The organism is Thiocystis violacea, from assembly GCF_016583565.1.
Classification (GTDB): Bacteria; Pseudomonadota; Gammaproteobacteria; order Chromatiales; family Chromatiaceae; genus Thiorhodococcus; species Thiorhodococcus violaceus_A.
In genome coordinates this window covers 38,945-65,687 of the sequence record NZ_NRRF01000027.1, presented here as the reverse complement: position 1 = coordinate 65,687, position 26,743 = coordinate 38,945, and the positions used below count along the sequence as shown (strand labels likewise).

Below are 26,743 nucleotides of genomic sequence, written 5' to 3'. Positions count from 1 at the left end.
CTCTGCCCGCAAACGCACCACCTCTGCTTCAAGGCTATCGGGTGGCACTGATGGGGTTGGAGAATCGCTCATGGCAAGAAATTACAGGCACAGATCATGGCTTGGCAAGTGGTCCTGAACAGTTACGACGGGGCTACGGAACGCTGACGCGATGGCCCGTCTCTATCGGGACATCAAGCGGCGCTCACTGGAGATCGATCGGATGAAGCAAGTTGCTTAGGGTGAGGCCAAACGCGATCTTTGTCGTCGCCTTGATGGGCTGGACAGGATTGGGCCTGGCCGCCGTCTGGCTGCCGCCAGCCGTTGCGGCCTGGCAGATCGCCGGGGCTCTATTGGCTGGCCTCGCTGTCGCCGACCTGTTCCTGGTACGGAGGCTCCCGTCTCCCGCGATCACGCGAAGCATGGGCAAGACCCTACCACAAGGGGTCTGGAGCCCGGTCGAGCTGATGGTCGAGAACACCGCGCGGCAGCCCCTGAGGCTGCAGCTGCATGACCTCCACCCGGCGGACTTCGCTGTCCAGGGGCTCCCGCGTCGCCTGCGCCTTGGGAGCATGGAAGGCGCCCGACTGCGGTATCGATTGCGCCCGCACGCGCGCGGCGACTTTCCCATGGCCGGCTGCGATCTGCTCGTCCACTCCCCGCTCGGGCTCTGGCACCAACGGCGGACCCTGACGCTCCCGGCCAGGCTGCGCGTCTTTCCGAACTTCTCCGAGATCAGCCATTACACACTGCTGGCCGCGAACGACCAGCTCGCGCAGTTCGGGGTGCGGCGATTGCAGCGGCGCGGGACGGGCGCGGAATTCCATCAGCTGCGCGAGTATCGGCGCGGCGACAGTCTGCGCCAGGTCGACTGGAAGGCCACCTCGCGCATGCGCAAGCTGATCTCGCGCGAGTATCAGGACGAGCGCGATCAGCGCCTCCTCTTCCTGCTCGACTGCGGTCGCCGCATGCGCCATGTCGATGCCGGTCGGGGGCATCTGGACGAGGCATTGAATGCGCTCTTGCTGCTTGCCTACGTCGCCGTTCGTCAGGGTGATGCCGTCGGCCTCATGACCTACGGTGGGCCGCGACGCTGGTTCGCGCCCCGCAAGGAGCCAGGGACGGTGAATCGGCTCCTCGAATCCATCTATGACATCCAGCCGAGCCTTGAGGCATCCGATCCGCTCATGGCCGCGCAGCAACTGCTCCAGGCGGTGCCCAGGCGCGCCTTGGTGGTGGTCATCACCAACAGCCGGGGCGAGGACCAGGTCGGGCTGGAGCAGGCGGCGAGCCTGCTGCGGCGGCGCCATCTGGTCGTCATCGCGGATCTGCGCGAGTCGGCGCTGGATGAGAGTCTGGACGCCCCAATCGAAACGCTGCAGACCGCGCTGCGTTTCCATACCGTCAACGACTGGCTGGCGCAGCGGCGCCGCGACCAGGAGCGGCTCCAGCACCTGGGGGTGCAGGTACTCGACGTGCTTCCCTCGCAACTCCCCATCGCCCTGGTCAATCGCTATTTCGCGATCAAAAGGGCTGGATCGCTCTGATCTCCGTGCGCGTTCCCGCCGCTGGCGATCCGGCATGGGTCCGCGGTCTTGCGGATGTGATTGATGGGCAAGTTTGGGCGAGGCGGCTATGATGTCGGGCCTGTCATTCGATGATCCCGCAACCGCCGTGTCGAGGAGCCTGTCCGACCTGGGCTGAATCGGCTGCGGAATTCAGCCGTTTCCACTGCCACCCGCACCGCATGCACATCCGATCCAAGCTCGCCGCCGGGCTGATCTCGATCCTCATCGTCAATCTGATCGCGAGTCTGTACGGCTTCCACCTGCTCACGGGGGCGTCCGAGCGCGAGGGGCAGGTGCGCGAGACGGCGTCGAGCATCCTGGTCTCGGCACTCAACGCCCAGGTCCACTTCAAGAAGCAGGTCCAGGAGTGGAAGAACGTCCTTCTGCGCGGTCAGGATCCCGGTCTCTATCAGGAATATTTCGAGCGCTTCGAGGCCGAGGAGGCGCGCACCCGTCAGAGCATCCATGCCCTTCTGCCGCTCTTGGCCGGGAACGCCCAGGCCAGCGCCACGGCCGAGCGGTTCCTGCAGGCTCACCGTCGCCTCGGCCAGGAGTACCGCGCCGCGCTCGTCCACTATCACCCGCAGAAGCCCAGTCCGCAGTTGGAGGTCGATCAGCTGATCCGCGGCATCGACCGCGAGCCGACCGACCTGCTCGACGACGTGGTCTCGGCCACCCTGGCGCACAAGGCGGCCACGCTCAAACAGATCGAGGCCGCGACGCAAGGCCTGGAGCGCTGGATCCTGGTGCTGATGATGGCCGTCATGAGTGCTGCCGTGCTCTTCCTCATCTGGCTGGTGGACCGGACGATTGGCCAACCCATTGCCACGGCGACCGCGGTGGCGCGCCGGATCAGCGCCGGTGATTTCTCCACGCCGATCGCGGTTGCCGGCGCCGGCGAGCAGGCGGACATGCTGGCGGCGCTCAAGACCATGCAAGAGAACCTGGTGGTCTTCCAGGCAAGTCTGACCCAGAGCGAGGCGAGGTCGCGCCTGCTGCTCGAGTCGACCGGAGAGGGAATCTATGGTGTCGACCGCGAGGGACGCTGCATCTTCTGCAACCCCGCCGGCGCGCGCATGCTCGGCTACCAGTCGTCCGCCGGACTGGTGGGGCGCCAGATGCACGAGACTCTGCACCACTCCCGCGCCGACGGGAGCCCCTACCCGCGCGAGCGCTGCCGGGCCTTCGTCACCTATCGCGATGGCATCCCAGCGCGCGTCGACGATGAGGTCTTCTGGCGGGCCGATGGCTCCCATTTTCCCGTCGAATACTTCGCCAACCCCATTCGGCAGGATGGCGAGCTGGTCGGCGCGGTCGTGACCTTCTCCGATATCTCCGCCCGCAAGGACGCGGAGACGGCGCTGCAGGCGGCGCACGCCGCGCTTGCCGAAGAGCGTGCGCAGCTCGCCGCGCGTGTGCGTCGCCGCACCCTGGCGCTCGACCGAGCCAACGCCGAGCTGGCCAGGTCCGCTCAGGCAAAGGACGAGTTCCTGGCGGCGATGAGCCACGAGCTGCGCACGCCACTGACCTCCATTCTCGGTCTCTCCGAGACCATTGGAGACGGACTGCTTGGTCCGCTCAGCGCGCAGCAGGACAAGGCCGTGCGCATGATCCACGAGAACGGCAGACACCTGCTGGAGCTGATCAACGACATCCTCGACATGTCCCGTGTCGCCTCGGGTCAGATGAACCTGCGCTGGGATCAGGTGCCTGTCGATCAGCTCTGTGACGCCAGCCTGCGTCTGATCGGACCCTCGGCCAAGCGCAAGGAACTCAGGGTCGAGCTCGCCGTCGATCCGCGGGTCCGACTGGTCCAGGGCGATAGCCGCAGGCTCAAGCAGATGCTGGTCAATCTGCTGAGCAATGCGGTCAAGTTCACGCCTCAGGGCGGCTCCATCGGGTTGGCTGTCACGACCGACGCGGAGCGCCGCGAAGTGCGCTTCGGCATCTGGGACACCGGCGTCGGCATTCCGGCCGATCAATTCGATCGCCTCTTCAAGCCCTTCGTCCAGCTCGACAGCCGCCCGGCGCGTCAGTACGACGGCACCGGACTCGGGCTCGCGTTGGCGTCCGGGATGGCGGAGCTGCACCAGGGTCGCATCGAGGTCACCAGCGAGGTCGGCGCCGGCAGCCGCTTCGAGATCGTTCTGCCCTGGGAGCCGGATGCGGGCAACGCCGATCGCCTCGGGCAAGAGCGCGACAGCGCCGCGGTCGCCGAGCGCGTGGTCAATCCGCCCGAGCAGCCCGCCGTCCTCCTGGTGGACGACAACGCGAGCAACCTCGAGATGTTCTCCACCTACCTTGGCGCCCGAGGCTGTGAGGTGCGGACCGCGAGCAGCGGCGCGCTGGCCATTGAGCTGGCTCGCGAGCGGTCTCCCGACGTCATCCTGATGGACGTTCAGATGCCGGAGATGGATGGACTGGAGACGACCCGCCGTCTGCGCCAGGACCCCAGGTTGAGACTCACCCCCATCATCGCCCTGACCGCCCTCGCCATGCCCGGCGATCGCGAGCAATGTCTCGATGCCGGCATGGACGACTACCTCAGCAAGCCGCTAGGCCTCAAGGAACTGCACGGGACCGTTCTCACCTGGATCAGCCGCACGCGGGCGCATTGACCGGCGCTGGCAGAGCCCTTAGTTCTACTTTGTCAGATCGGTAGGATGGGCAAAGTCCGCGCTCTGGGGTCGAACCCAGCCTCGACGCCAGACGGACGTGCCCATCTTGCAAGACACCGAGCGTCGATGATGGGCACGCCCCGCGACCCTCGGCACTCCGAAAGAAGCGCATCGCCAGGGCTTTGCCCATCCTACGGGATCGGAACCGCGGATAGGTTGTTTCCCGGAAATCGCCTTAACAGGGGGAGCAGATTCATTTCTGCGCTTCATCGGGGCGAGCCGCGCCGATGCTTCTCGCTCCGGCAGTTGATCATGGCCTCGACCTGAGCCCCGTCACACGCGCCCACGCCTGCCCGGCGCTAGCGGCCTTCGCTCTCCCTGGCGACGAGGGAAAGCGCGGCCATTGCGTTCCGGTTCTTGGGCGCAGCGTGGCGCCATGTCACTCAACAACGCGGCGAAAGCGACCCTTCGCCCGATTCCGCGGCCGCTTCATCCGAGTCGGACAGGCTCCTGACCGCCGTGCGACACTGGCGACATCCGCAGCGGCGCGCGCGAGCCACAGGGGTGGCGGAGGCGTGCGCGACGCTTCGTCGCCAACTTTCTCGATGGGAACCAACAGGAGGCCCCATGCGAACAGCCGAGCTCTTCCGCACCAAGGCAATCAACGCGAACCATGCCCCCGCGGGCAGCGAATTGCGCAGGACCCTGGGTCCGCTCGACCTCACGCTGCTCGGGATCGGCGCCATCATCGGGGCCGGCATCTTCGTGCTCACCGGCGTCGCCGCGGCGACCCAGGCGGGACCGGCCATCGTGCTGTCCTACGCGGTCGCCGGCACGGCCTGCGCGTTCAGCGCCTTGGCCTATGCCGAGCTGGCCGCGGCCGTCGGGGGCTGCGGCAGCGCCTACGGCTACAGCTACGCCGGCTTGGGCGAGATCGTCGCCTGGATCATCGGCTGGGATCTCATCCTCGAATACGGCGTCGCGGTCTCCGCCGTCGCCATCGGCTGGTCCGCCTATGTCGAGAACGCCCTCCAGGCGATGGGGCTTCACATCCCGGAGGCCCTGACCAAGGGGCCGGCCGAGGGCGGCTGGGTGAACGTGCCGGCCGCGCTCATCGTGCTCGCCCTGGCTGGACTGCTGAGCCTGGGGGTGCGCGAGAGTGCGCGCGTCAATGCGGCCATGGTCGTGATCAAGCTGCTGGCCATCGGCGTCTTCATCGGCGTGGCGCTCTTCCATGTGCAGCCAGCCAACTGGAGCCCCTTCGCGCCCTTCGGCTGGACGGGCGTCATGGGTGGCGCGGCCCTGATCTTCTTCGCCTACATCGGCTTCGACGCCGTCTCGACCACCGCGGAGGAGGCACGCAACCCGCAGCGCGACCTGCCCATCGGGATTCTGGTCTCGCTCGCCGTCTGCACGCTCATCTACATGCTGGTGGCCGGTCTGCTGACGGCCGTGGTCGCCTATCCCTCGCTCAACGTCGGCTCCCCGGTCGCGGACGTCATGCTGCGGCTCGGTTACCCTTGGGCCGCCGCGCTGGTCGCCGCCGGCGCCATCGCCGGGCTCACGACGGTCATGCTGGTCCTCTACTACGGACTCACCCGCGTCTTTCTGGCGATGGCGCGCGATGGTCTGCTGCCGCCCGCGTTCGCCCGGGTGAGTCCGCGCACCCGCACCCCGATCCGCGTGATCATCGTCAGCGGACTCGTCATGGCGACCGTGGCCGGGCTCACGCCGATCGGCGAGGTCGCCGAACTCGTCAACATCGGGACGCTGGCCGCCTTCCTGCTCGTGTGCATCGGGGTCGTGACCCTGCGTCGGACCCATCCCGATCTACCGCGCCCCTTCAAGACGCCCTGGTCGCCGATGGTCCCCATCCTGGGCGGGCTCTCCTGCCTCTATCTGATGTTCAACCTGCCGCTCGTGACCTGGCTTCGCTTCGGGCTCTGGCTCTTGCTGGGGATACTGGTGTACGCCCTATACTCGCGCCATCACAGCCTCTTGGCGGAGCGATAAGGGTCTGACGGCTTGCGGCCCGGGCGCGCGTCCCCGGACCGCACGAGACGCGAGGATGCCAGCCCAGCCGTGAACACGCCGAACCCAAGGCCTTCGCGCATCGAGCGCCTGCCCGAGATCCTCTTCCCGGCACTGGCCGTGCTCTTGACTCTGGCGGCGGCTTGGGCCACGCAGCACTCGGAGAACGCCACCCGAACGGCCCTGTTCCGACAGGATGCCATCGTCTACGCAAACGCCATCGAGGACAGGCTTCAGAACCTGGTCAATGACGTTCAAGTCCTGGCCCAATTCCTCGCGGTCGCGCCAGGGGTCGGAATGGAGGATTTCGCCCGCTTCGCGCGACCTCTGCTGGAGCGCAACCGCGCCATCCAAGCGCTCGAATGGGCACCCTACGTACCCGCCGCGGCACGCGCCGCGTTCGAGGCCGAGGCGCGCCAGCAAGGCTCGGTCGGCTTCCGGGTTCGCGAGCGGAGGGGTGAAGCGCTGCGTCCCGCGGCCGACCGCGACGACTACTATCCCGTGGCGCAGGTCGAGCCCTTGGAAGACAACGCTGTCGTGCTGGGCTTCGACATGGGATCGGAGCCTCTGCGCCGGGCCGCCTTGGAACGCGCCCGGGCGAGCGGTCAACCGGTCGCCACCGCCCCCTTGACCCTGGTGCAGGAGACGGCCGAGCAGCGTGGACTGCTCGTCGTCGCGCCCTATCGGCGAGCGCCGCCCGCGGAGGCTGCGCCGAAACGCACGGACCTTCGCGCTCAAGGCTTCGCGATCGGCGCCGTGCGGCTGGGCGATCTGGTGGAGGATGCGGTGAGCGCCCTGCCGCGGAAGGCCGTCGCGCTGGTCTTGCTGGACGCGGCGGCTCCCGACGCCGCCAGGGTGCTCTGCATCCACGCCGTCGAGGCCGACCGGTCGGGCCACCCCTCGGATGTCGCCGGGTTCGTCCGCCACCCCTCGGAATACGAGGTCGCCATGCGGGTTGCCGGGCGCCCCCTCGAGCTTCGGGTTCTCTCGACGGCACCGAGCAGCTTAGCCAGCAGCTGGACCCTCGCGCTCCTGGCGGCAGGGTTCGCGGTCTCAGCGGCCCTCGGCGCCCTGCTCCGGTTGCGGCTCCGAGCGGCCATTCGGCTACGTGAGCGCGAGGAGCGGCTGCGCCTCTTCATCGAGGATGCCCCTGTCGCGCTGGCCATACTGGATCGGGAGATGCGCTATCTGACCGCCAGCCGCCGCTGGCGCCGCGATTTCGGCTGGAGTGAGCAGGATGGCCGTGGGGACGCACGCGCCGCCCAGGCCCCGGCGATTCCGATGCGCTGGCGCCAGGCCTGCCATCGCGGCCTTGCCGGCGAGGGCTCGCGGACGCAGACGGATCCGTTCGACCGGCCGGACGGCTCGGTCCAATGGCTACGTTGGGAGACCTGCCCCTGGCACGATGCCCAGGGTCGGATCGCCGGAACCGCCATCTTCGCCGAGGACATCACCGAGGCCCAGGAGGCGCGCCTGGCGCTGGAGACCCAGCAGATCCAGCTGAAAGCGGCGCTGCGCGAGGCACGCAAGGCCCGCTTGGACGCCCTGACAGGCATCGCCAACCGCGCCGGCTTCGAGGAGCGGCTGGAGCAGGAGGTCGCGCGCGCGCACCGCCATGGGTCGCGCATCGCCCTGATGTTCATCGACCTCGATGGCTTCAAGACCGTCAACGACACGCAGGGGCATCAGGCCGGAGATCAGGTGTTGAGGGACATCGCGGCCGTGCTGATGAACGGCTGCCGCCGCGAAGACTTGGCCGCCCGCTACGGCGGCGACGAGTTCGCGGTCTTACTGGCCGATCCGCTCGATGCTCAATCCGTCGCGGCGATCGCCGAGCGGTTCCGCGAGGAGATCCTTGCCCTGAGCTGGTCCGGGTGCTCGGTCGGCGCGAGTTTCGGTATCGCCCTGTTTCCCGATCAGGCCGATACGCTTCCGGAGCTGATCCGCTTGGCCGATGAGGCGATGTATGCCTCGAAAGCGGCGGGGAAGAACCGCGTCACGTTGGCCGCCTCGTCGCCACGCTGAGCGAGGCTTGCGACGCGCTGGGCGGGAGGGGCTTCGCGCCCACATCCGCGGCCTGGTTGATGACGGCCCCTTTGCGGTTCACAGCGCACTGACCTCTGATTGCGCGCCCGGAGCATCTCGGGCCGATCGGCGCACGCCATGACGCCCCAGCGAGACGCCCACGTCAGGAGCCGCCCTGATCGCTCCACTCGCCGCCCCAGGGATTGTCGAGGGGCTCGGACTCCCTGGTGACGGGCGCTTGAAGGTCGGGCTCCAGCCAGGCGTCTTGCGGGTCGGCGTCCCGCCAGTGCGGCTCGGAGAGGGGGAAGGCGTCCGGGACCTCATTGGCTGGAGGCGGCGGCTGGTCCGCCAGGGGCATGGATCTGGGCCGATGTGAGTCGGCGAGGATGCGGCGGCTGGGCTCGGCACGCACGGCGGAGGACGCCGCCACAGGCTGGCTTGGCGGCTCGACCGTGGCGGTCGCCTGGGCGGCGGGAACCACGACATCGACCTCGGCCTGCCGGGGGGCAGGCGCGTCCTGGTCGAACGCCAGGACGGCCCAGAGGGCGGCGCTCCAGACGGCACCGGCTAGCATCAGGTAGAAGATGGATGTGCGCATGACGGGTCTCCTGGCTGCATGGATGGGCGCTGTCCGGGTGCTCGGCGCGGCCTCGGTGCGCTCGCCTGGAAGCGGCGATTGGAGCTCGGGCACACCGGCGTGAGGCCTCGCTGCAACGCGGAAAGCAGCCGCGGCGCGGCTGCTTTCCGTCCTTCGCGTTCGGCTTATCGCCAAAGGGTTACTCCTTGACCTTCACCCGGCGCAGCGACTGCTCCCACATGGCGTCGGGCTGGACCTCCTCGCCGGCCGGCAGGTAGTCGATGTTGGCGCTCAGCAGGTAGCCGGACTTGTCGTCCTTGGCGTTCAGCGCGGGGTCGACGATGGTCTTGCGTGCCGCCTGCTGGAGACAGCCGCCCTGCACCAGCGCGGCCGGGTCACGCTTGCGGGCGCCGAGGTCGACATAGCCGCATTCGAAGTGGCGCACCTGGACATCCGGGTCGTCGGACTTGAAGGAGGCGTAGTCGTTGCCGCGCTGGCGGATCTGGTCGAGCGGCAGGATCCGCTGGACACGCTTGCTCACGCCGTAGCTGGGCCAGTCGTAGTCGAAGCCGACCGCCTCGCCGTCGTTGGCGAAGATGACGGCGACCTTGGATCCACCGCCGAGCACGGGCTGGCCGTTGATGCTGCGGGTGAAGACGACGGTACTGGAATGGACCAGCTCGGGATCCATGGGCGCGCCGTCATAGGCCCCCGCGCCGCCCGTGACCTCCACCTCGGTGAAGTAGGGCACCAGTTCCTCGCCACGCCCCAGCCTGATCTGATCGCCCAGGTAGTCGGCGATGAAGGCGCGGCCAAGCTTCTCCAGCTCTTCCGCGGGGATGCGCTCCTCGACCGGGCGGTCCAGAGGCGCCATCTTTTCGAGGTAACCGTAGTTGCGGTAGCGCGCGCTGGTGCCGTCGGCGTAGACGTTCAGGTACCAGCCCTCGTCGCTCACGAAGGAGGTGCGCTCCGCGTTCACCTCGCGCTGGAAGCGCTCGCTGGTGAAGACGCCGGGGGAGCGCCCGCGCAGACGGTCGAGCAGCAGTGAGGCGGTCTTTTCCGCGCCTTGGCCGGGGAGCCGTTGCAACAAGGCCAGACTGTCGATGCCCAGTCCGATCGTCGCGGAGCGCTCCGCGAAGGCGATGCGGTCCGGAAAGCTGGCCGCCAGGGCCAGGGGCGCGGCGCCGAACAGGAGCAACGACAGGAGGGCCGGGGTAACGCGCTTGGTGGTGTGCAGGGTGTTCGCTGTCATGATCGTGATCTCTCTGAAGAAGGTTTGATCGGGATGGCCAGGTGGTCGATCAGAGGTTGTTCCAGGCCCGGTAGCAGTAGTGCTTGATGTCGCCATCACGCAGGCGGCTGTAGGAGGTGTAGTTCTGCCACTTCATGTTGTCGCGGCGGCTCGCGCAGTTGGCGGAGCTGGTCCCGGTGGCCATGACGGCCACGTCCTGCGCGGCGGCCCAGTCGGAGTTGCCGTCCTTCCAGGCGTACTGGATGCTGTGGCTCTTCTGCAGGTTGTCGGCGAAGTCCTCGCCGGTCTCGTCGGTGGTGATGGAGTCGTAGAGCTTGTCGTGACTGCCGAGCGCGATGCGCAGCCCGCCGCGGAAGATCGGCCCCATGCGGGTCCACATCTTGCCGTCGTTGTACTTGAGGGTCTCGCAGGCGTAGGTGGCGAGGATGCTGAGGCCGTAGGACTCGTCGCCGAGGCGCATGTATCTGGAATCGGCCAGCATGCCGTCGTCCCACATGGCCCAGACGGATCGGTTCGACCAGCCGCCGCCATGGGTGCTGGCGTAGAAGAGGTTGACGTTGTCCAGGGTCAGCTGATCGCCGCCCGTCTCCCACCACCACTTGGCGTTGTGCAGGTTGTAGTAGAAGATCTTGTTGTCGGTGTCGTCGAGCTCATTGTTGAACCAGCTGCAGCGCTTCCAGACATGGGGCAGCGTGGTCTGCCAGTTGTTCTGATAGTCGGACTGGCAGCCGGTGCCGAAGCGCGCGGCGGCGTCGGCCTGCAGGACGGTGCCGAGGGTGAGACCACAGGCGGTGATCAGGGGCAGGGAGTGCTTGAGCGTCGTTTTCATGGTTACCTCGTCGGTTTGGTCGGTCGTTTGCATCGGTCGGTTGCGATCGGCGGGGACAGCTTGGACGCGCCGGGTTGGAGGTAACTCGGGTATTGCAGGAGCCTTGCCAGTTTTTATCGTATTGTTTTCGAGAACTTTTTCAGGACTACGCGAACTATCGGCATGGGCGCGGCCCAGCCGATCTGACCCGATCGGATCACATTGGTCTTGTCGGTGCGGAGTTCGCTGGACTGCGCGCTTGCGCGTCCACCCTGGCCGCTCCCGCGATCAAGGCCGACGCGCCAACACCCGCCGCGTCGGGCGGAGCAACCTGACCCTTCCGCCATGGCTTAGAGAGGTGAGATGACCAGCCCGACCAGACTCTGCGTGACGCGCCATGGCGAAACGGACTGGAATATCAGCGGGATCCTGCAGGGATGGACGGACGTGCCGCTGAACGATGCGGGGCGACGCCAATCCCATGCGCTGGCGGAAGTCTGCGCGAACGCCGGCTTCCGCCATGTCTGCTCCAGCCCGCTGCGGCGGTCGCTGGAAACGGCGCGGATCGTCGCGGCGGACCTGGGCTTGCCGAACCCGGACGCCATCGAGGGACTGAAGGAGCGGCATTTCGGTGAGATCCAGGGCATGCCGAAGGCGCAGCTGCTGCAGTCCCATCCGGGACTCCATCAGGAGATCCTGCGCCGCAATCCGGCCTGCCTGTTCGAGGGCGGTGAATCCATGGACCAGTTCGCGGACCGGGTCATCGACGCACTGCGGGCCGTCGCCGGGCGCTATTCGGGGCAGCGCACCCTGGTGGTGACGCACGGCTGGGTCATGGACGTCATCACGCGTGATGTCCGAGGACTGCCACGCACGACCGTTCTCGACATGAAGCGCCGGAACGGGGAATCGCTCTGGCTGGAGGCCCGACCAGACGCGGGGCTCCGGGAGGTCAGCGAGACCCTCGGCTCAGCGTCCGGCGCGCAGCCGGCCGGCAACCCATGAGCGCCTTTGAGCACACACCGGGGAGGACCGCACATGCATGGCATGGGGAGCAGGCACATCATCGCGCTGACGGCCGTCTTGCTGGCGCTGGCCACGGCGGCGTCCGCGCAGGTGTTTGAGGTCAAGCCCATCGGCTGGGTCAGGAAGTCGGACGGGCAGACGCGCCTGCAGATTGCGCCTGAGTACAGGGAGGCCCTCTTGGGCGTGGATGCGCTTGAATCGATCTGGGTGCTCTACTGGCTCGACCGCAACGACTCGCCAGAACAGCGCGCCATTCTGCAGGTACATCCCAGGGGAAACCCGGCGAATCCGCTGCAGGGAGTGTTCGCAACCCGCGCACCGGTTCGACCGAACTTGATCGGCCTGAGTCGCTGCCGCGTCCTATCGGTCCAGGACACTGTCATCCTCATCGACGACATCGATGCCTTCCCCGACACCCCCGTCATCGACATCAAGCCCTACCGCGACGGACGCTGAGCGCGGGCCGCCCGGAGCCGAGATGAGACCCAGAACACAAATGCGACCGCGACCGTTTGGGACCAGCCGAGCGGGCGTGGTAGGTTCATCAAACCCTCTCCAAGAATCGATACGCAACAATGAGCTACTGGTCTTGGGATTCATCTCTATCCGTTGGCATCGACGTCATCGATGGTCAACACAGACGCATCGTGGACTACATCAATGAGCTGGAGGTCGCCAGACTCAGCGACGACAGAGACAAGGTCTCCGAGGTTCTCATGGGGCTGGTGGACTACACCCGCACCCATTTCGCCTTCGAAGAAGACATGATGAAACAGGCTGGCTATCCGCTGTCCGTTTCGCACAAACGCGTGCACGACGCCTTCGTCGCCCACATCGACAAATACCTTGCTCAGCATGAGAGCGGCAAGGACGTGGCGCGCAAGCTCATGTCCGAGCTACAGATCTGGCTCACCAACCACATCAAGAATGATGACCGCGACTACGCGCCCTATGCCGCGAAGGTCCTCGACAAGAGCTGGCTGAAGCGCACCTTGGGCAAGTTCTTCGGGTAGGCCCTGTCAACCAGCCCGGTGTCAGGACGGAAGTTGCCTCCCGATGTAAGGAGGTGTGTCTGAACGCGCGACTGGAGCAGCGTGGCGCTCGCTAGTGCAGCACTTCGTCGAGCGAAGTCGCGGTCAGCACCCGCTCGGACCATTCGAGCAGGGTAGACTCGTTGGCCTGGGCGATCCGGGCCTGCGCCGCCTCGGGTAGCTCACCGAATCTCAGGCGCAGCTGCCGCACCAAGACCCTTGCCTCGCCTTGCTGCATGCCCTGTTGCATGCCCTGTTGCATGCCTTCTTCACGAAAACGTTCGGCGAATCGGCTCATGGTCTGTGCCTCGTCGGGGTAATCCTGCGTATATTGCTTGCGCTCATTATCGTCAAGGGCGGCATAGATGTCGATGAAATCCAGGTACTTGAGCCGTTTCTCGGGGTCGGGCTCCAGGGCCGTGAGACCGCGCACGGCCTGGGCGTAGACCTCAACCCGGCGCTCGGGTGGATAGTGCATATTGGGCAGCGTCAGACGGGCGACCAGGTTGTCGCTGTCGCGGTAGTCCTCGAAGGTCAGCTCGGCCAGCGCGCAACGCAGATAGTGAAAGTCGAGATAGACATGGCGCTCGCCGCCCAGGCGGAGTTGGGTGGCGACACTGCTGGCCGCACGCAGGAAGATCACGACCGGCACCACACGCTGGGTATCGAGCAGCTCGGCCAGATCCAGGCAGGCGCAAGGCGAGCTCTCTATATGACCTCAAAAGCCCTGGGGTTGCCGACGTCCACCGGCGTGGTTGAAACTGCGATCAGCTACCTCGTAATTGTTGACCGGATAGAGAGTCAGCTTCCGTGCGGGTGGAACGGGTCTTCCTGTTGGCTCTATACGCATTTCGGACTGCTGGGCTAGTTCGCTACAAAACTAGGCGGAATACTCCCACACCGACCAATTCAACCCACCATTTTTAAATCGGCGCACTGTATCCTCAGGGGAGGTCTAGTGGTCGATCGAGACGAGCTGACTGAAACGCATATAGAGTCTCCCTGTTTTGCGAAACTCCATCGAGGATACATACAATGCGGCCTCATATCATCGTGTCTGTACTGCTATTGGCATTTCTCTTTGCCGGATACGCCGCGGCTGAGTCGAAGCAAAGCTCGATAAGTGACCAAAACGTCGAACGCCATTTCCAACAGTTTTACCCCAGCAGCGCAGCGCGGAACAAAACGCTCAAGAGCGCTGGTGACGACGAAGAAACTCACTCAATCCATACTCACTGCGAAGACGTAGGGGGCGGCTCGGGCGTAATGGAGTGTGAGTCTTGGAACTGCAGCTACAACGGGAACTGCTGCAGCCTCTACCAAGAGTTTTCCTGCTTCCTTGTCGAGAAGTGGGCGTGTGATATCGGCATCGACTGCTGATAGCCTTGTTAAGAGAAACTAACGAGTACCTGACCGAAAACTCCGACAAGAGATTGGAGTTCCAGGAACAGCGTATCTAGCTGCACAAGCCAGGTAGGGGTCAGGTGACCGCCAGTCATTGCTCACCTACGCCCCCTCCCCGACAGGTGATCCGCCTTCGGCGCGCTTGGGCTCGCTCATTCGTTCTTCTTTCCCCAGCGCCTCATCATAGCGACGACCAGAGTCGAGGGAATGCGTACCTCGTCAGGAGTTGACTCCGTTTACTTGGTTTCATTTGCTTTCGCTATGGTCGGCACATCTCGTCGAAGGCTTAGCTCCCAAAGCGATGTGCAGACCGACACCCAGGCATCGGAGTTCGGGCTAGTTTCTTGATCACGTGAACAGTGCCATTGCGTCTTGGTCATCAGTTGGACCAGTAGGGTGGACGAGCGAGAGCGAAGTCCACCGAAATCCCGCGCTGTTGTTGGTGGACTGCGCTGCGCTTGTCCACCACCAACAACTACAGAAGACTACTGGCCGGAAAGATGATCGACGCAGGCCATTGTGAAGAGCTTCGTCCATGGCAGAGGTTCCACGGCGCTCGGTTTCTTGTGTTGGATGCTGTTTATGCCCACCGCAAGCACCAAGGCCAGTGCCAAATCGAGCGCGACAAAAGGTATGTAGTAAGGTCGAATAGATAGAGTACGCATCGCGCACCTTCCGAAGCCCGATCCTAACGCGATGCGGAGATTGGATGATCACCAACACTGACCGGCTTGAGCAGTTCTTGGCATTGTCCAATGGCATTCCAGCCCACGACATCTTCGAGCGAGGCCATGGGGCGTCAGGTCGCCAGACTGCCAGCAATGCCGCTCATCCGCCGCACCTGCCGTTCGAGCGCATCCCGCAACACATCATCGCGGCTATAGAGCAGGGTGAAGGTCTCCTTGGAGCGCGTGATGGCCGTGTAGACCAGCTCGCGCGTCAGCACGGGGTTGGGTGCGTCCGGCAGCACCAGCGCGGTGTGCGCGAACTCCGACCCTTGCGATTTGTGCACGGTCATGGCGAAGACGGTCTCCGCCGCCTGCAGCCGGCTCGGCAGCAGCCAGCGGATGCCGCCCGAGCCGTCGCCGGTCGGGAAGGCGACGCGCAGCACACGCTGCGGCGCACCGCCGTCGCGGCGAACGGGCACCGCCAGGGTGAGACCGATGTCGCCGTTCATCAGCCTCAGCCCGTAGTCATTGCGCGTGACGAGCACGGGCCGACCGGGAAACCACTGGCCGCGACCCTCGGGCGGACCGACGAGGATGTCGAGCGCCCGGGCATTCAGTCCTTCCACGCCCCATGGACCCCGGCGTAGGGCCGTGAGCAGCTGGAAGCGGCCATGGGCATCCAGTACCGCCCGCGCCCAGTCGTCCAGCGCCACCTGGTCGGCGGCGTCGCCAGGATCGCGGCTGACCATCACCTCCAGATAGCCGCGATAGCCTTCCCGCAGGAGGTCGTCGAGCGCTGGATCCTGCTCGCCACGCAAAGGGACGGCCTGGATCCTGCCAAGCGAGGCGTCCTGCTTTGCCCTGCCGCGAGGGTTGAGCAGCTGAAGCGCCGCGCCGAATCTGTCCATGACGACCTGGCGGTCCAATACGCCCTCGTTGACCACCTGCGCCAGGGCGCCGATGCCACCCTCCGGCCGGAACCGATAGCTCCTGCGCAGCATGGCGATGCACTGATCCAGCGCTCGACCCTCGGGGTCCGTCAGCTCCGCGTCGATGCGCTCGCCGGTCACGCGCTCCAGCCAGGCGCAGGTCTCCGGCCGGTAGTGGCCGCCGCGCGCGCGCTGGCAGAGATCCCCCAGCACGGCGCCGGCCTCGACGGAGGCAAGCTGGTCCTTGTCGCCCAGCAGGATGAGCCGGGCATCCGGCCGCAGGGCATCGAGCAGATTGGCCATCATCTCCACATCGACCATGGAGGCCTCGTCGACCACGACCAGGTCCGCGGTCAGCGGATTGTCGGCATGGTGGCGGAAGTGTCGGCTGTCCGGGATGGGGCCGAGCAGACGATGGAGCGTGGTCACCTCGGTCGGGATCTGGCCGCGCATCTGCTCGCCCTGCGGCAGCGCGCCGAAGGGCAGACTCGCGACGCGCGCGGCGATGGACTCGTTCAGGCGGGCGGCGGCCTTGCCGGTCGGCGCGGCCAGACGGATGCGCAGCGCGGGCTCGCCACGCCCCAAGGCCAGCCCCTGCAGCACGGCGAGCAGGCGCACGACGGTGGTCGTCTTGCCGGTGCCCGGTCCGCCCGTGATGATGGCGAAGGCGCTGCGCGCGGCGAGCGCGCAGGCCACCTGTTGCCAGCTGTCTGCGTCGGCCTCCTGGCCGAAGACCAGGGCCAGCAGTCGGCGCAGCGCGTCTTCGGGCATTGTGACGGGCCGGCGAAGCCGCTCCGCGATGCCCTGCCGGATCCGGGTTTCGTAGCGCCAGTAGCGAGAGAGATACAGCAATGGACGCTCGCAGCTGCCGGCCAGAACCAGGGGCGTGACGGGATTCGGCGGATCCGCCTCGCCGCCCTGCTCCAGGTCTTGCAGATTCGTCACGGCGGGGCTCTGCGTCAGGCGCTGCGCCCAATCCTGGGCCGTCCATCCGGCGAGCAAGCCGACGAGTTCGGAACGCACCTGGGGGCTGAACATGGCGTCGTCGCGCAACCGGGTGAGCAGGTCGTCCGGATGGGCCAGGGCGGCCGCGAGGTCGAGACAGACATGCCCGTGGCCATTGCGCTCGCTCACCAGGGCGACGGCGAGGAGCACGGCGGCGTCCGCTTCCGGAGCCTGCTCATGGATGAAGGCGGTTAGGGCCAGATCGAGCGGACGCAGGGCGCCGGCATCCACCCAGGGCCGCAGGCGGGTCAGGAGCGCGTTCGCGGCTAAGGTCTTCATCGCGCGCCCTCCTCCGCGCCACGAGAGGCGCCCGCGAACATCCTGTCCAGCGCCTCGATCAGAATCCGTGGGGGCTTGTCCATGAAGAGCCCCTGGCTCTCGGCATAGCCGCCGCGCAGAAAGACGTAGACGGCGCCGCCGATGTGTCGGTCATAGTCATAGTCCGGCAGGCGCGCCTTGAGCTGGCGGTGCAAGGCGAGCAGGTAGAGGACGTACTGCAGTTCATAGCGCGCATGCAGCATGGCGGCGCGCATCGCCTCCTGGCTGTAGGCGGCGTCCTCCGGCCCTAGCCAGTTCGACTTCCAGTCCACGACATAGAATCGGCCATCGTGCTCGAAGACGAGGTCGATGAACCCCTTGAGCATGCCGTTGATGTGATGCCCGCCGAGCAGCGGCCTCGGCTGTCCGACCAGGACATGCTGCTGGACGAGCCGATCCAAGGCACCCAGATCCACGGCGCGACTCTCCAGCCAGAACTCCATCTCGACCTGGACACGCTCGGGCGGCAGGTCGCGCAGCGCCAGCCTGGTTGCGCTGCCGCCGTCGCCGGCGAGGCCGTGCAGGATCCACTCGCGTGTCAGGAAATCCTCCAGCCAGGCGTCCAGCGGATCGATCCACTCGGTCAGTCGACGCAGGTTGCAGCGTTGTCCAAGCATCTCGCGCCTCAGGGCGCGCGCCTGCACGGCGGCGGCGAAGCCACGCAGGCGCCGGCCCGCGGCGTCTGTCGCGACCGGCGTGGCGGCCCATTCCAGGATGCCGTGCAGGAAGGTCCCGTAGCGGCTGCCGCGCGGCAGCGCATGCAAATGCTTGTCCGGGTAGAGCTGGACAGCACCGGTCGCGGGCGGCGATGCGGCCGTCTCTTCGAAGGTGGTCTCCTGAACCGCCGTGTCCGCCGAGGGCACGTCCGCCGGCGCCAGCCCCTCGGCGTCAAGGCTGCGCGACGGCAGGGTCTCACGTGTCAGGGCGGAGTAGCTGGTGATCCACCAGGGCGCGCGATGCAGCTCGGGCGCCGCGCGGGCGGTCGCGAGCACCTGCGGGACATCAGCCTCATAGGGATCGGGGTCGACCTGCGGCAGGTCGATGACGCTGAGGCAGGACAGCCCGCGCACGCGGGCGCCCAGATCGGAACCGTCGGAGTTCAACAGATAGGCCAGCGCGGAGCCAGCGAAGTTGGGCGCGGGCGCGAGCCCCAGCCAATTGGCATAGCGCGCCCGCGTCAGGGCGACGTAGAGTTTGCGCAAGTCCTCGCCCAGACGCTCCTCGTCCGCCTGCGCGAGGATGGCATCGTCCCCGCCGAGGTGGATCTGCAAACGCTTGTCCGCGTCGTGCGTCTTCAGCGGCAGATCGCCGGCCTTGGCGGCGCGGGAGTTGGCGATGAAGGGCAGGAACACCAGGGGATACTCCAGCCCCTTGGACTTGTGGATGGTCACGACCCGGACCAGATGCTCGTCGCTCTCCAGACGCAGTTGCTGGGCCTCGGGCGCCTCCTCGTCCGCCGCGGCACGGGACTCCTCCAGATAGCGCAGCAGGGCCAGCTCGCCATCCAGCTGTTCGCTGGCCGACTGCAGCAGCTCACCCAGGTGCAGCAGGTCTGTCAGTTCGCGCTCCCCACCCGGGGCGCGCAGCAGGCGAGCGGCCACCTGGAAGTCCGCGAGCAGGCGGTAGAGCAGCGGCAAGGCCCCTTGACGCCGCCACAGCGCCTGATAGGTGCGGAACAGCTCGCCCTGCTCCTCCCAATAGAGTTCATCGCAATTGAGACGGTCCAGCTCCGCCAGGGTCAATCCCAGTAGCCGGGTCGCCAGGGCCTGCCGCAGCAGCCACTCGTTCAGCGGATTGGCGATGGCCCGCAGCAGGATGACCAGTTCGCCGGCGACGGCGGTCGCGAACACATTGCTGCGTTCGGAGAGATAGACGCTCGCCACACCCAGTCGGGCGAGCTGACCGCGCACCCGGTCCGCCTCGCCGCGATTGTTGACCAGGACGGCGAGGTCGCTCGGGCGCAGGCGGCGCTCCCCGCCTTCGCCGTCGGGCAGACGGGCGCGGTCCTCCTGCCCCTGCCGGAGCAGCCGCGCGATCTCCCTGGCGGCGACCTCCGCCATCAGCTCGCCGTAGTGTCCTTTGCCGATGTCGTCCTCGACCAGCCAGACCTGGAGCGGCGCGCAGGGCTGACCGTCGAGGAGGAGCGTGCCTTGGGCGTCCTTACGCGGTTGCACGGCGAAAAAGGGCACCGGGTTGTCGTCGCCCTGGCGAAACAGGAAGGCGCCCCGGCCGGCACCCTGCTCGCCGAGCTGGAAGAGCGCATTGACCGCCGTGATGAGGGCCTTGGAGGAGCGGTAGTTGGTGTCCAGCGTGTAGTGCCGCTGCTCGGTGTCCGCGCGCGCGATCAGATAGGTGTAGATATCCGCGCCCCTGAACCCATAGATGGCCTGCTTGGGGTCGCCGATCATGAAGAAACCGGTCTGCGGATCCGCGTCACGGACCCGATAGATGCTGTCGAAGATGCGGTACTGGAGCGGATCCGTGTCTTGGAACTCATCGACCAGGGCGACCGGGAATTGCCGGCGGATCGAGTCCGCGAGCCGTTCGCCGCGCTCCGAACAAAGCGCCTGATCGAGCCGAATCAGGAGGTCATTCTGAGTCAAAAGGGCCTGACGCCGCTTCTCCGTCTCCAGACGCGACTTGACCCAGTGGACCGCGTGAGTCAGCAGCTCGGCATAAGGCTCGGGGAGATCGTCCAGCTGCGCATGGAGCTTCGTCAGCGCGCGGCAGGCGGGATGCTCGGCCGGGGCCGTGGCCGGGTCGATCCAGATCTCGGCGATGTCGAGCGAAGACATGCGCCGCCAGGACTTGCCGGACTTGTCAAAGAAGTCGGGCGCGACCTGCTCCGGCGACGCCATCCATTGCCGCAGCCCCTGCAGCACGCCCGCGCGATGACCGCGATTGAGGCTGCTCTGCTTGAACGCCTTGGCTGCGGCGGCCTGATCGAAGAGTTGCTCCAGCGCGTCCGCGTGCGCCTGCTGCGACCATTGTGTCTTGAGCGCTTGGACGCGGCTGTCTTTCGCGGCCCGGCAGTCGCGAATGCCCGTCTCCGGCGGGTCCGCCTGCGGCAGGCGGTCGGCATAGGGGAGCAGGCGCCGCAGGGCCTCGACCAGATCGACAGGCGTCTTCCAGTAGCCCCGCACCAGCGCCAGGTCGTCCCGACCCATGTTCAGATAGAAGCTACGCCAGTAGTCCTCCGTCGCCTGTTGCAGCAGGTCACCATCGCTGTTTTCGAGCTGCTGATCGAAGGCGTTGCCACTGTCGAAGGCATGCTCGCGCAGCATGCGGTAGCACCAGGCGTGGATGGTGGAGATGGCGGCCTCGTCCATCCACTCCGCGGCGCATTCGAGCTGGCGCGCGCCGCGTGTCGTCGCCTCGGCGCCCAGCTCGTCGCGCAGCTGGAGCAGCAGGGGGTCGGCATCCGCGTCCGCGACCTGGCCGCGAAAGACGGCCGCGGCCTCGACCAGGCGCCGGCGGATGCGGTCGCGCAGCTCGTCGGTCGCGGCATTGGTGAAGGTCACGACCAGGATCTCAGGCGGCAGCAGGGCGTGATGGAAGGCATGGCCTTCGCCGTGCTGGAGGATCAGCCGCAGATAGAGCATGGCCAGGGTGAAGGTCTTGCCCGTGCCGGCACTGGCCTCGATGAGGCGCGAGCCCTGGAGCGGAAAGCGCAGCGGTTCGAGACGCTGAATCGGGGTGGTCATTCGCCGCGCCCTCCCTGTGCCTTGACGGCCGCGTGCAGCGCGGCGTGGAGTTGGGCGTAGAGCCTGTGGGTCCAGTTGGCGAAATCCCCGAGGGGTTCTGGCTCCGAGCCTCCAGGGTGGGAGCGGCGCCCCGCCGCGACGGTTGCGGCCGAGGCCGGTCGCGCCGGGGCGGCGCTCCCACGGGCGGGCGCCCACAAGTCATCGAAGCTCTCATAACAGCGGCCCAGGTAGGCGCTGTATTGCAGGTCTCGCTCGAAAGCGCTGCTGGCCTTGTCCCATGCCTTGGCGAGATCCGCATCCTGATCCCGGATCGCGCTCGGCCCGTCGCAGTCGAGCCAGGCCATGGCGGCATTCAAGCCGACCGGGACGGGCGCCTGCATGCCCCGCCACCATGCGAGCAGCAGCGCCTCCAGCGCGGCCCGCGCCGCCTCGGCTGGCAGGGGCGCGAACGACGCCTCGCCCGAGGGCGTGAGCAGGCTGGTGGTCACAGGTTCACCGCCGAGCTGGGCCGCCAGATGCACCAGCCAGGGCCGGATGGCATTGCGCCACTGGTACCTGCGGTTCTTGGTCAGGCCGCTGGTTTGCAGCAGCACCTGACCGCGGCCGTCGTCACCCTCGCGCAGCCCGGCGATGCTCTCCTCCAGATTCAGCAGGCGGCCGTCGGGCAACTGGACCTGGAGTTGGACCAGGATCGGTCGCTCCAATGGGCGCGGCCATCGCGCGAGGGCGCGCACCCAAGACGCGTAAAGCTCGGGCAGGGTCTCGATGAGCCCGTCCCCCATCAGCTCGCCGAAGCTCCCCTCCAGGAGCCGGCCCTGGGCCTGGAAGCGCTGGATACCGGCGCGCAAGCGCGCTTCCAGCGCTTCGTCACTCAGATCTGGCTCGAACGCCTGCGCCATCAGCTCGTCCTTGAGCTGCCAGGTGCCGAGCCCGTCCAGCGCGAAGGTCTCGACATCCGCCAGACCCACGGTGTCCTCCGGCGAGGGGATGCGCAGACGCTCGTTGAAGAAGGCATCGACGGGGGACTTGAGGACGTTCAGGAGCGACTTGAGACCAATCGGCCCCTCCGGCATCCAGACCGAAAGGGCCTGCGGCGGGTCTGGTTGAGCTGCCAGGTCGTGGACGCTGCGCCATTCGGCGGCATAGGTGAAGAGCTGAGGACGCTGCTCGGGCGTGAAATAGTGGGGGCTGAAGGGTTGCAGCGGATGCTCCGTGGTCAAGGCGTCGAGCAGGGACGTCCCCTCCTCTTCGGCCTGCCAGCCGGCGGCGATGTGGTCCCGCAGCTGGCCGACGAGCACGGAGGGCGGGCGCGGGCTGTTGTCGCGAATGCCGCGCCCCACCCAGCTGATGACCAGCCGCTCGCGCGCCGAGAGCAGGGCCTCCAGGAAGAGGTAGCGGTCGTCTTCGCGGCGCGAGCGGTCGCCCGGACGGTAGTCGCCCGCCATGAGATCGAAGTCGGGCGGACGACGGCTGCGCGGGTAGTCGCCATCGCTCATGCCGAGCAGCCAGATCTGACGGAAGGGAATGGCGCGCATCGGCATCAGGGTCGCGAAGTTCACCGAGCCGGCCAGGAAGCGTTGGGTGAGGGTCGGCTGGTCGAGTGCGGCGAGCAGCGCGTCCCGCACGACGTCCAGCGGCAGGTCTTCGTCATCCAGCCCGCCGTGGCGGCAGTCCGCCGCCCATTGCTCCAGCGCCTGCTCGACCTGGGCGACGGCCAGACCGTCGGTCTCGCTCACCTCGCTGAAGGCGTCCGCCATGAGCTGTGAGATCAGCGCCGCCCAGTCGCCCGGCGTCCGGGGCGACTGCAGCGCCTGCAAAGAGCGGTCGAGCATCTCCAGAAGCTGGACCAGCGGGCCGACCAAGGCGGCCTCCAGCCCGCCGATCTCGTCGTAGGGCTCGACACCCCGCCAGGCCCCGGCGCCGCCGGTCGCGAACCCGAGCAGCATGCGCCGCAGGCCGAAGCGCCAGGTGCACTGCTCCAGGCCGTCCGGGAGCCCGAGGGCGGCCCGCTGCCTGGCGTCCAGCCCCCAACGGATGTTGGCCCCGGAGATCCACCCGCGCAGCCGGGGCAGGTCCGGCTCGCCGATGCCGAAACGCTCGCGCAAGGCGGGGATGTCCAGCAGGTCGAGCAGCTCGCTGACCGCGAAGCGGGCGCGCGGTAGACCCAGCAGGGTTTCCAGTCCGATCAGCAGCGGGTTGCGCCGACGCTGGCCCTGGTCCGAGACATTGAAGGGGAGATGGCGCGGGTCCTCGGGGCCGAGCCGCCCAAAGACGGCTTGGATATGCGGGGCGTAGACGTCGATGTCCGGCACCATCACCAGGACGTCGCGCGGCTGCAGCGGCCTGCCCTGGTTGGCCGACTGCGCGAAGGCATCCAGCAGCTGATCGTGCAGGATCTCGATCTCGCGCTGCGGGCTGTGGGCGACCAGAAAGGCGAGGCTGCGATCCCGGCCGGGGTCGATGCGGGCGCCGAGCGCCTGGCGCTCGTGCAGCGGGCGCAGTTCGAGGATGTCATCCTGGAGCTGTTGCAGCAGGGTCTGGGCGCCGGGGGAGTCGAAGAGGTCGATCGACAGCGCTTGGGACTGGAAGTGGCCTTCGTAGCGCTCACGCTGATCGTGCTCGTCGAGCAGGCGGATATAGTCGCGGCCCTGCTTGCCCCAGGCCGCCAGCAGCGGGTGGCCGTGCAGGTGCCACTGGGTCTCGTCCAGCGCCTCCGGAACCTTGCGGTCCGCCGTGCGGCGATAGCGCTGCCGAAACAGTTCGCGGCCCTCGATGATGTCGCCCCAGTAGTGCTGGCTGGGATTGAGGACGAAGAGCATCACCTGTGATCGGCCGGCGACGGCCTCCAGCACCTCCAGCATCTGGTGCGGGAGGGAGGAGATGCCGAAGACGATGACCCGGCGTGGAAGCTCGGGGGTGGCAAGCTCGGCCGAATCGGAGTCCCCGCCGGACAGCGCGCGCAGGAAAATCCGATGCACCTCCGCCCGGCTCGCCCGATCGAGCGGGGCGGCGTCCGGCGCGACCTCTGCGGCGACGTCGGCCGTCAAGGCGCGCCACAGGACCGGCTGCCAGCGCTGCGCATCCGGCAGCGGCTCGCGATGGCCATTGGGTCGAATCAGCACGTCCTCGCCCGACTGCCAGGCTTCCAGCCAGTCGGCGCGGTAGACCTGATACTGGTCGAAGAGATCGGCGAGCCGCACGGCGAGCTGATAGCGGCGCTTGGGCTCGTCGTCGCCCTCCAGGAATCCGCGCAGCGGCGCCAGACAAACCTGGAGATCGGGCGCCTGATTGACGAGCGCGCCCAACAGCCGAAACAGCCGCCAGGTCAGCGGCGCCTTGTCGAACGGCGAGCTTTCCGGCAGGTCGCCCAACACGTCGCGATAGGCCTGCCAGATGAAGCGCGCCGGGAGCATCACCTGCATGGCGGCGGCGATCCCGCAGCCTCCGCCCAGATCCCCGCCATCCGGGTTCTCACCGGGGTTCGCGGCCAGGGCCAGCTTGAGCCATTGGGCGATGCCGTTGCTCTGGACCAGGATCAACTCATCCTCCAGCGGCGCCAGCGGATAGCGCCGCATCCAGGTGACCATGAGGCTACGCAGATCCTCCAGCCGATTGCCCTGGATGAGCATAAAGCCGGTGGGCCAGCCCCGCGTTGGATCGGAGTGTCGGTCGACCACGGTGATCTCCTGGCTATCGATGCGTTTCAGACCCGTTCCAGGACGGGTCGGCGGCGAACCCCGAGCTCATCGGGTCCTGATTCATCGGATCCTGATTCAACAGACTGCCCCGACTTGCAGTCGTAAGCGATCGTCACCAATTTGCCCACTTGTCATTTTACCCACTGCCCCTTGATCCAAGCCCCCGCAACCGGAAGGAACCCCCATGACCCAGAAGTCCGACTCACGCGGCACCGCCGTTCCCAGCAATCGACTGAGCCGCCTCTGGCACCTTGGGCGTGCCACCGGCGACCTGGCCGCGGGCGTCGGCTTCAAGGGCCTCATCGAGATCGCCCGCACCCGCAACGGCGGGCAACCGGCGCGGATCCAGCTCTCGCCGGAGCATACGCGGCGCTTTACCGAGCGTCTGGCGCGCATGCGCGGCGCGGTGATGAAGATGGGGCAGCTGATGTCCATGGACGGCTCGGACATCTTCACGCCCGAGGCGGCCGAGATCATGTCCGCGCTCAGAGACCGCTCGGAGCCCATGCCCTTGAGCCAGCTCTCCCGCGTGCTGGAGAACGCGTACGGCACGGACTGGAACAGGCGGTTCAAGCGCTTCGAACTCACACCCATCGCCTCGGCCTCCATCGGACAGGTGCACCGGGCGGAGACGAAGGACGGGCGCCGGCTGGCGCTCAAGATCCAGTTCCCCGGCGTGCGCGAGAGCATCGACAGCGACATCGACAATCTGGCCTTTCTCGGGCGCTCGCTCGGCATGGCGCCCAAGGGCATCGACATCGCCCCATTCCTGGACGAAGCCCGTCGGCAACTCCACCGCGAGGCCGACTATGCCGCGGAGGCGGACGCCATGGATGCCTATCGCGACCGGCTCGGCAACGACGCGGACTTCGTCATCCCGGGCGTTCACCGCGACCTGACGACACCCAGCATCCTGGCGATGGATTTCGCCGATGGCGTCCCCATCGATCAGCTCGCCGGACCGGACTACCGCAGCGCCGAGCGCGACCGGGCCGCCACCCTCTTGATGCGGCTGACGCTGCGCGAGCTGTTCGAGCTGAGCCTGGTGCAGACGGATCCGAACTTCGCGAATTATCTCTATGACGCGGACAGCGGCCGTATCGTCCTCCTGGACTTCGGTGCGACCAAGCCCGTCTCACCCGAGTTGGTGGCGCAGTTCCGCAACCTTGCGCGGTCCGCGATCGCGGAGGACCGCGACGGGGTGCGCGCCGCCTGCGTCGGGCTCGGCTATGTCGGGGAGACCGATCCGAAGCAGCACGTCGAAGCCATGATGGATCTGCTGCAGATGGCGTCGGAGCCGTTGAAACATCCGGGGCACTACAACTTCGGCACCTCGGACCTCTTCGAGCGCGTGTACCACAGCGGCCGGGACCTGTTCCACTCCGGCGTCTTCACCACCGCGCCGGACCCCGAGACCATGTTCCTGCACCGCAAGTTCATGGGCTCCTTCATGCTGTCGCGGCGCCTGCGCGCGCGGGTCGAGCTCTCCGAGATCGCGCGGGAGTGCATCTGAGTCGGTTCCCGCGCACCGGGTGGCCAAAGCGCGGTCATCCAGCCCCTTGAAGCCCTGCTCCTCGGCCGTGCAAGGGGCGCGGCGGGATCCATGACCGCGCCCTGCCCGAGCTCTCGACACCCCGGCTACTCGGAGCTGTGGAGTATATCGCCCGCCTGATCGACCACCGTCACCTTCATCGGGACACCCTGCCGAATGCTGGCCGACACCACGCAGAAGTCCTCGAAGAGCGTCTTGCAGCGTGCGAAGCGGGCGGACTCCTTGACGACATCGGCAAGGATAAGCCGAATCTCCAGACCGCCGATGCGCAGGCGCTTGCGCTCGTTGCGAATCATGATGCAGGTGGCCTCGGCCTTGAGACAATTCTCCGGCGGCTCTTCCTTGAAGACGCAGTAGAGGAGACTGGCGCCCAGGCAGTTGGCGGCGGCGGCGGCCAGCACACGCGAGGCGTTGGGCCCCTGCTGCTCGCCGAGCGGCGGCGGCTCGTCCATGAGCAGGTCCGCCGCCCGCTTCCAGTCGAACGCCACATTGATCTGGAAGCCTTCCTGCTGCTCCAGGTGAATCGTGAAACGGCCTTCTTCGGACATGC

General features: G+C 67.0%; 16 protein-coding genes. 8 read left to right on the top strand and 8 right to left on the bottom strand.

The annotated features are described in order from the left end of the window. Positions 1 to 401 precede the first annotated feature (401 nt). The 4 genes from CKO23_RS12615 to CKO23_RS12600 all read left to right on the top strand — a co-directional run bounded on the left by CKO23_RS12615 (position 402) and on the right by CKO23_RS12600 (position 8,221). On the top strand, positions 402 to 1,526 hold the full coding sequence (locus CKO23_RS12615) for a DUF58 domain-containing protein (protein WP_242482408.1): 1,125 nt from the start codon (positions 402 to 404) through the stop codon (positions 1,524 to 1,526). Positions 1,527 to 1,726: 200 nt separating this feature from the next. Continuing rightward, a complete protein-coding gene (locus CKO23_RS12610; protein WP_200331636.1) occupies positions 1,727 to 4,165 on the top strand; it encodes a response regulator in 2,439 nt (812 codons plus the stop codon). Positions 4,166 to 4,792: 627 nt separating this feature from the next. Next, entirely contained in the window at positions 4,793 to 6,178 is a 1,386-nt protein-coding gene (locus tag CKO23_RS12605) for an APC family permease (protein WP_200331634.1), read from the top strand. A gap of 69 nt (positions 6,179 to 6,247) precedes the next feature. Beyond that, on the top strand, positions 6,248 to 8,221 hold the full coding sequence (locus CKO23_RS12600) for a CHASE domain-containing protein (protein WP_200331632.1): 1,974 nt from the start codon (positions 6,248 to 6,250) through the stop codon (positions 8,219 to 8,221). 163 nt (positions 8,222 to 8,384) lie between these two features. Here CKO23_RS12600 and CKO23_RS12595 read toward each other — a convergent pair whose 3' ends face one another. The 3 genes from CKO23_RS12595 to CKO23_RS12585 all read right to left on the bottom strand — a co-directional run bounded on the left by CKO23_RS12595 (position 8,385) and on the right by CKO23_RS12585 (position 10,879). Continuing rightward, positions 8,385 to 8,819 carry a hypothetical protein gene (locus CKO23_RS12595; protein ID WP_200331630.1) on the bottom strand — a complete coding sequence of 145 codons (435 nt, stop codon included), beginning with the start codon at positions 8,817 to 8,819 and terminating at the stop codon, positions 8,385 to 8,387. Between the two features lie 178 nt (positions 8,820 to 8,997). After that, the gene (locus tag CKO23_RS12590) at positions 8,998 to 10,050 is read right to left on the bottom strand and encodes a hypothetical protein (protein WP_200331628.1); all 1,053 of its coding nucleotides are present in this window, start codon (positions 10,048 to 10,050) and stop codon (positions 8,998 to 9,000) included. A 49-nt stretch (positions 10,051 to 10,099) separates the two neighbouring features. Then, positions 10,100 to 10,879: a DUF6345 domain-containing protein gene (locus CKO23_RS12585; RefSeq protein ID WP_200331626.1), complete on the bottom strand. Its 780-nt coding sequence runs from the start codon at positions 10,877 to 10,879 to the stop codon at positions 10,100 to 10,102. A 342-nt stretch (positions 10,880 to 11,221) separates the two neighbouring features. Here CKO23_RS12585 and CKO23_RS12580 point away from each other — a divergent pair, with 342 nt between their 5' ends. The 3 genes from CKO23_RS12580 to CKO23_RS12570 all read left to right on the top strand — a co-directional run bounded on the left by CKO23_RS12580 (position 11,222) and on the right by CKO23_RS12570 (position 12,897). Next, a complete protein-coding gene (locus tag CKO23_RS12580) occupies positions 11,222 to 11,863 on the top strand; it encodes a histidine phosphatase family protein (RefSeq protein ID WP_200331624.1) in 642 nt (213 codons plus the stop codon). Between the two features lie 33 nt (positions 11,864 to 11,896). After that, positions 11,897 to 12,340: a tRNA (N6-threonylcarbamoyladenosine(37)-N6)-methyltransferase TrmO gene (gene tsaA, locus CKO23_RS12575; RefSeq protein ID WP_242482407.1), complete on the top strand. Its 444-nt coding sequence runs from the start codon at positions 11,897 to 11,899 to the stop codon at positions 12,338 to 12,340. 119 nt (positions 12,341 to 12,459) lie between these two features. Beyond that, complete coding sequence (locus tag CKO23_RS12570; RefSeq protein ID WP_200331622.1) at positions 12,460 to 12,897, top strand: bacteriohemerythrin; 438 nt, start codon at positions 12,460 to 12,462, stop codon at positions 12,895 to 12,897. A 91-nt stretch (positions 12,898 to 12,988) separates the two neighbouring features. On the opposite strand, the gene CKO23_RS12565 is transcribed toward CKO23_RS12570, so the two are convergent. The 4 genes from CKO23_RS12565 to recC all read right to left on the bottom strand — a co-directional run bounded on the left by CKO23_RS12565 (position 12,989) and on the right by recC (position 24,572). Continuing rightward, positions 12,989 to 13,558 carry a DUF4351 domain-containing protein gene (locus CKO23_RS12565; RefSeq protein ID WP_346014605.1) on the bottom strand — a complete coding sequence of 190 codons (570 nt, stop codon included), beginning with the start codon at positions 13,556 to 13,558 and terminating at the stop codon, positions 12,989 to 12,991. A gap of 1,560 nt (positions 13,559 to 15,118) precedes the next feature. Beyond that, positions 15,119 to 17,200, bottom strand: coding sequence for an exodeoxyribonuclease V subunit alpha (recD, locus tag CKO23_RS12560; protein WP_200331620.1), 2,082 nt, complete (start codon positions 17,198 to 17,200; stop codon positions 15,119 to 15,121). Then, positions 17,197 to 20,943 (bottom strand): exodeoxyribonuclease V subunit beta, encoded by a 3,747-nt coding sequence (gene recB / locus CKO23_RS12555; RefSeq protein WP_200331618.1) that lies wholly within the window; start codon positions 20,941 to 20,943, stop codon positions 17,197 to 17,199. The genes recD and recB overlap by 4 nt, the downstream gene beginning before the upstream one ends. Further along, positions 20,940 to 24,572, bottom strand: a complete 3,633-nt coding sequence (gene recC / locus CKO23_RS12550; RefSeq protein WP_200331641.1) for an exodeoxyribonuclease V subunit gamma — start codon at positions 24,570 to 24,572, stop codon at positions 20,940 to 20,942. Before recC ends, recB begins: the two co-directional genes overlap by 4 nt. A gap of 253 nt (positions 24,573 to 24,825) precedes the next feature. On the opposite strand from recC, the gene CKO23_RS12545 reads away from it, so the two are divergent. Then, positions 24,826 to 26,154, top strand: a complete 1,329-nt coding sequence (locus CKO23_RS12545) for an ABC1 kinase family protein (RefSeq protein ID WP_200331616.1) — start codon at positions 24,826 to 24,828, stop codon at positions 26,152 to 26,154. A gap of 125 nt (positions 26,155 to 26,279) precedes the next feature. On the opposite strand, the gene CKO23_RS12540 is transcribed toward CKO23_RS12545, so the two are convergent. Next, positions 26,280 to 26,741, bottom strand: a complete 462-nt coding sequence (locus CKO23_RS12540; RefSeq protein WP_200331614.1) for an OsmC family protein — start codon at positions 26,739 to 26,741, stop codon at positions 26,280 to 26,282. Between the last annotated feature and the right edge of the window lie 2 nt (positions 26,742 to 26,743).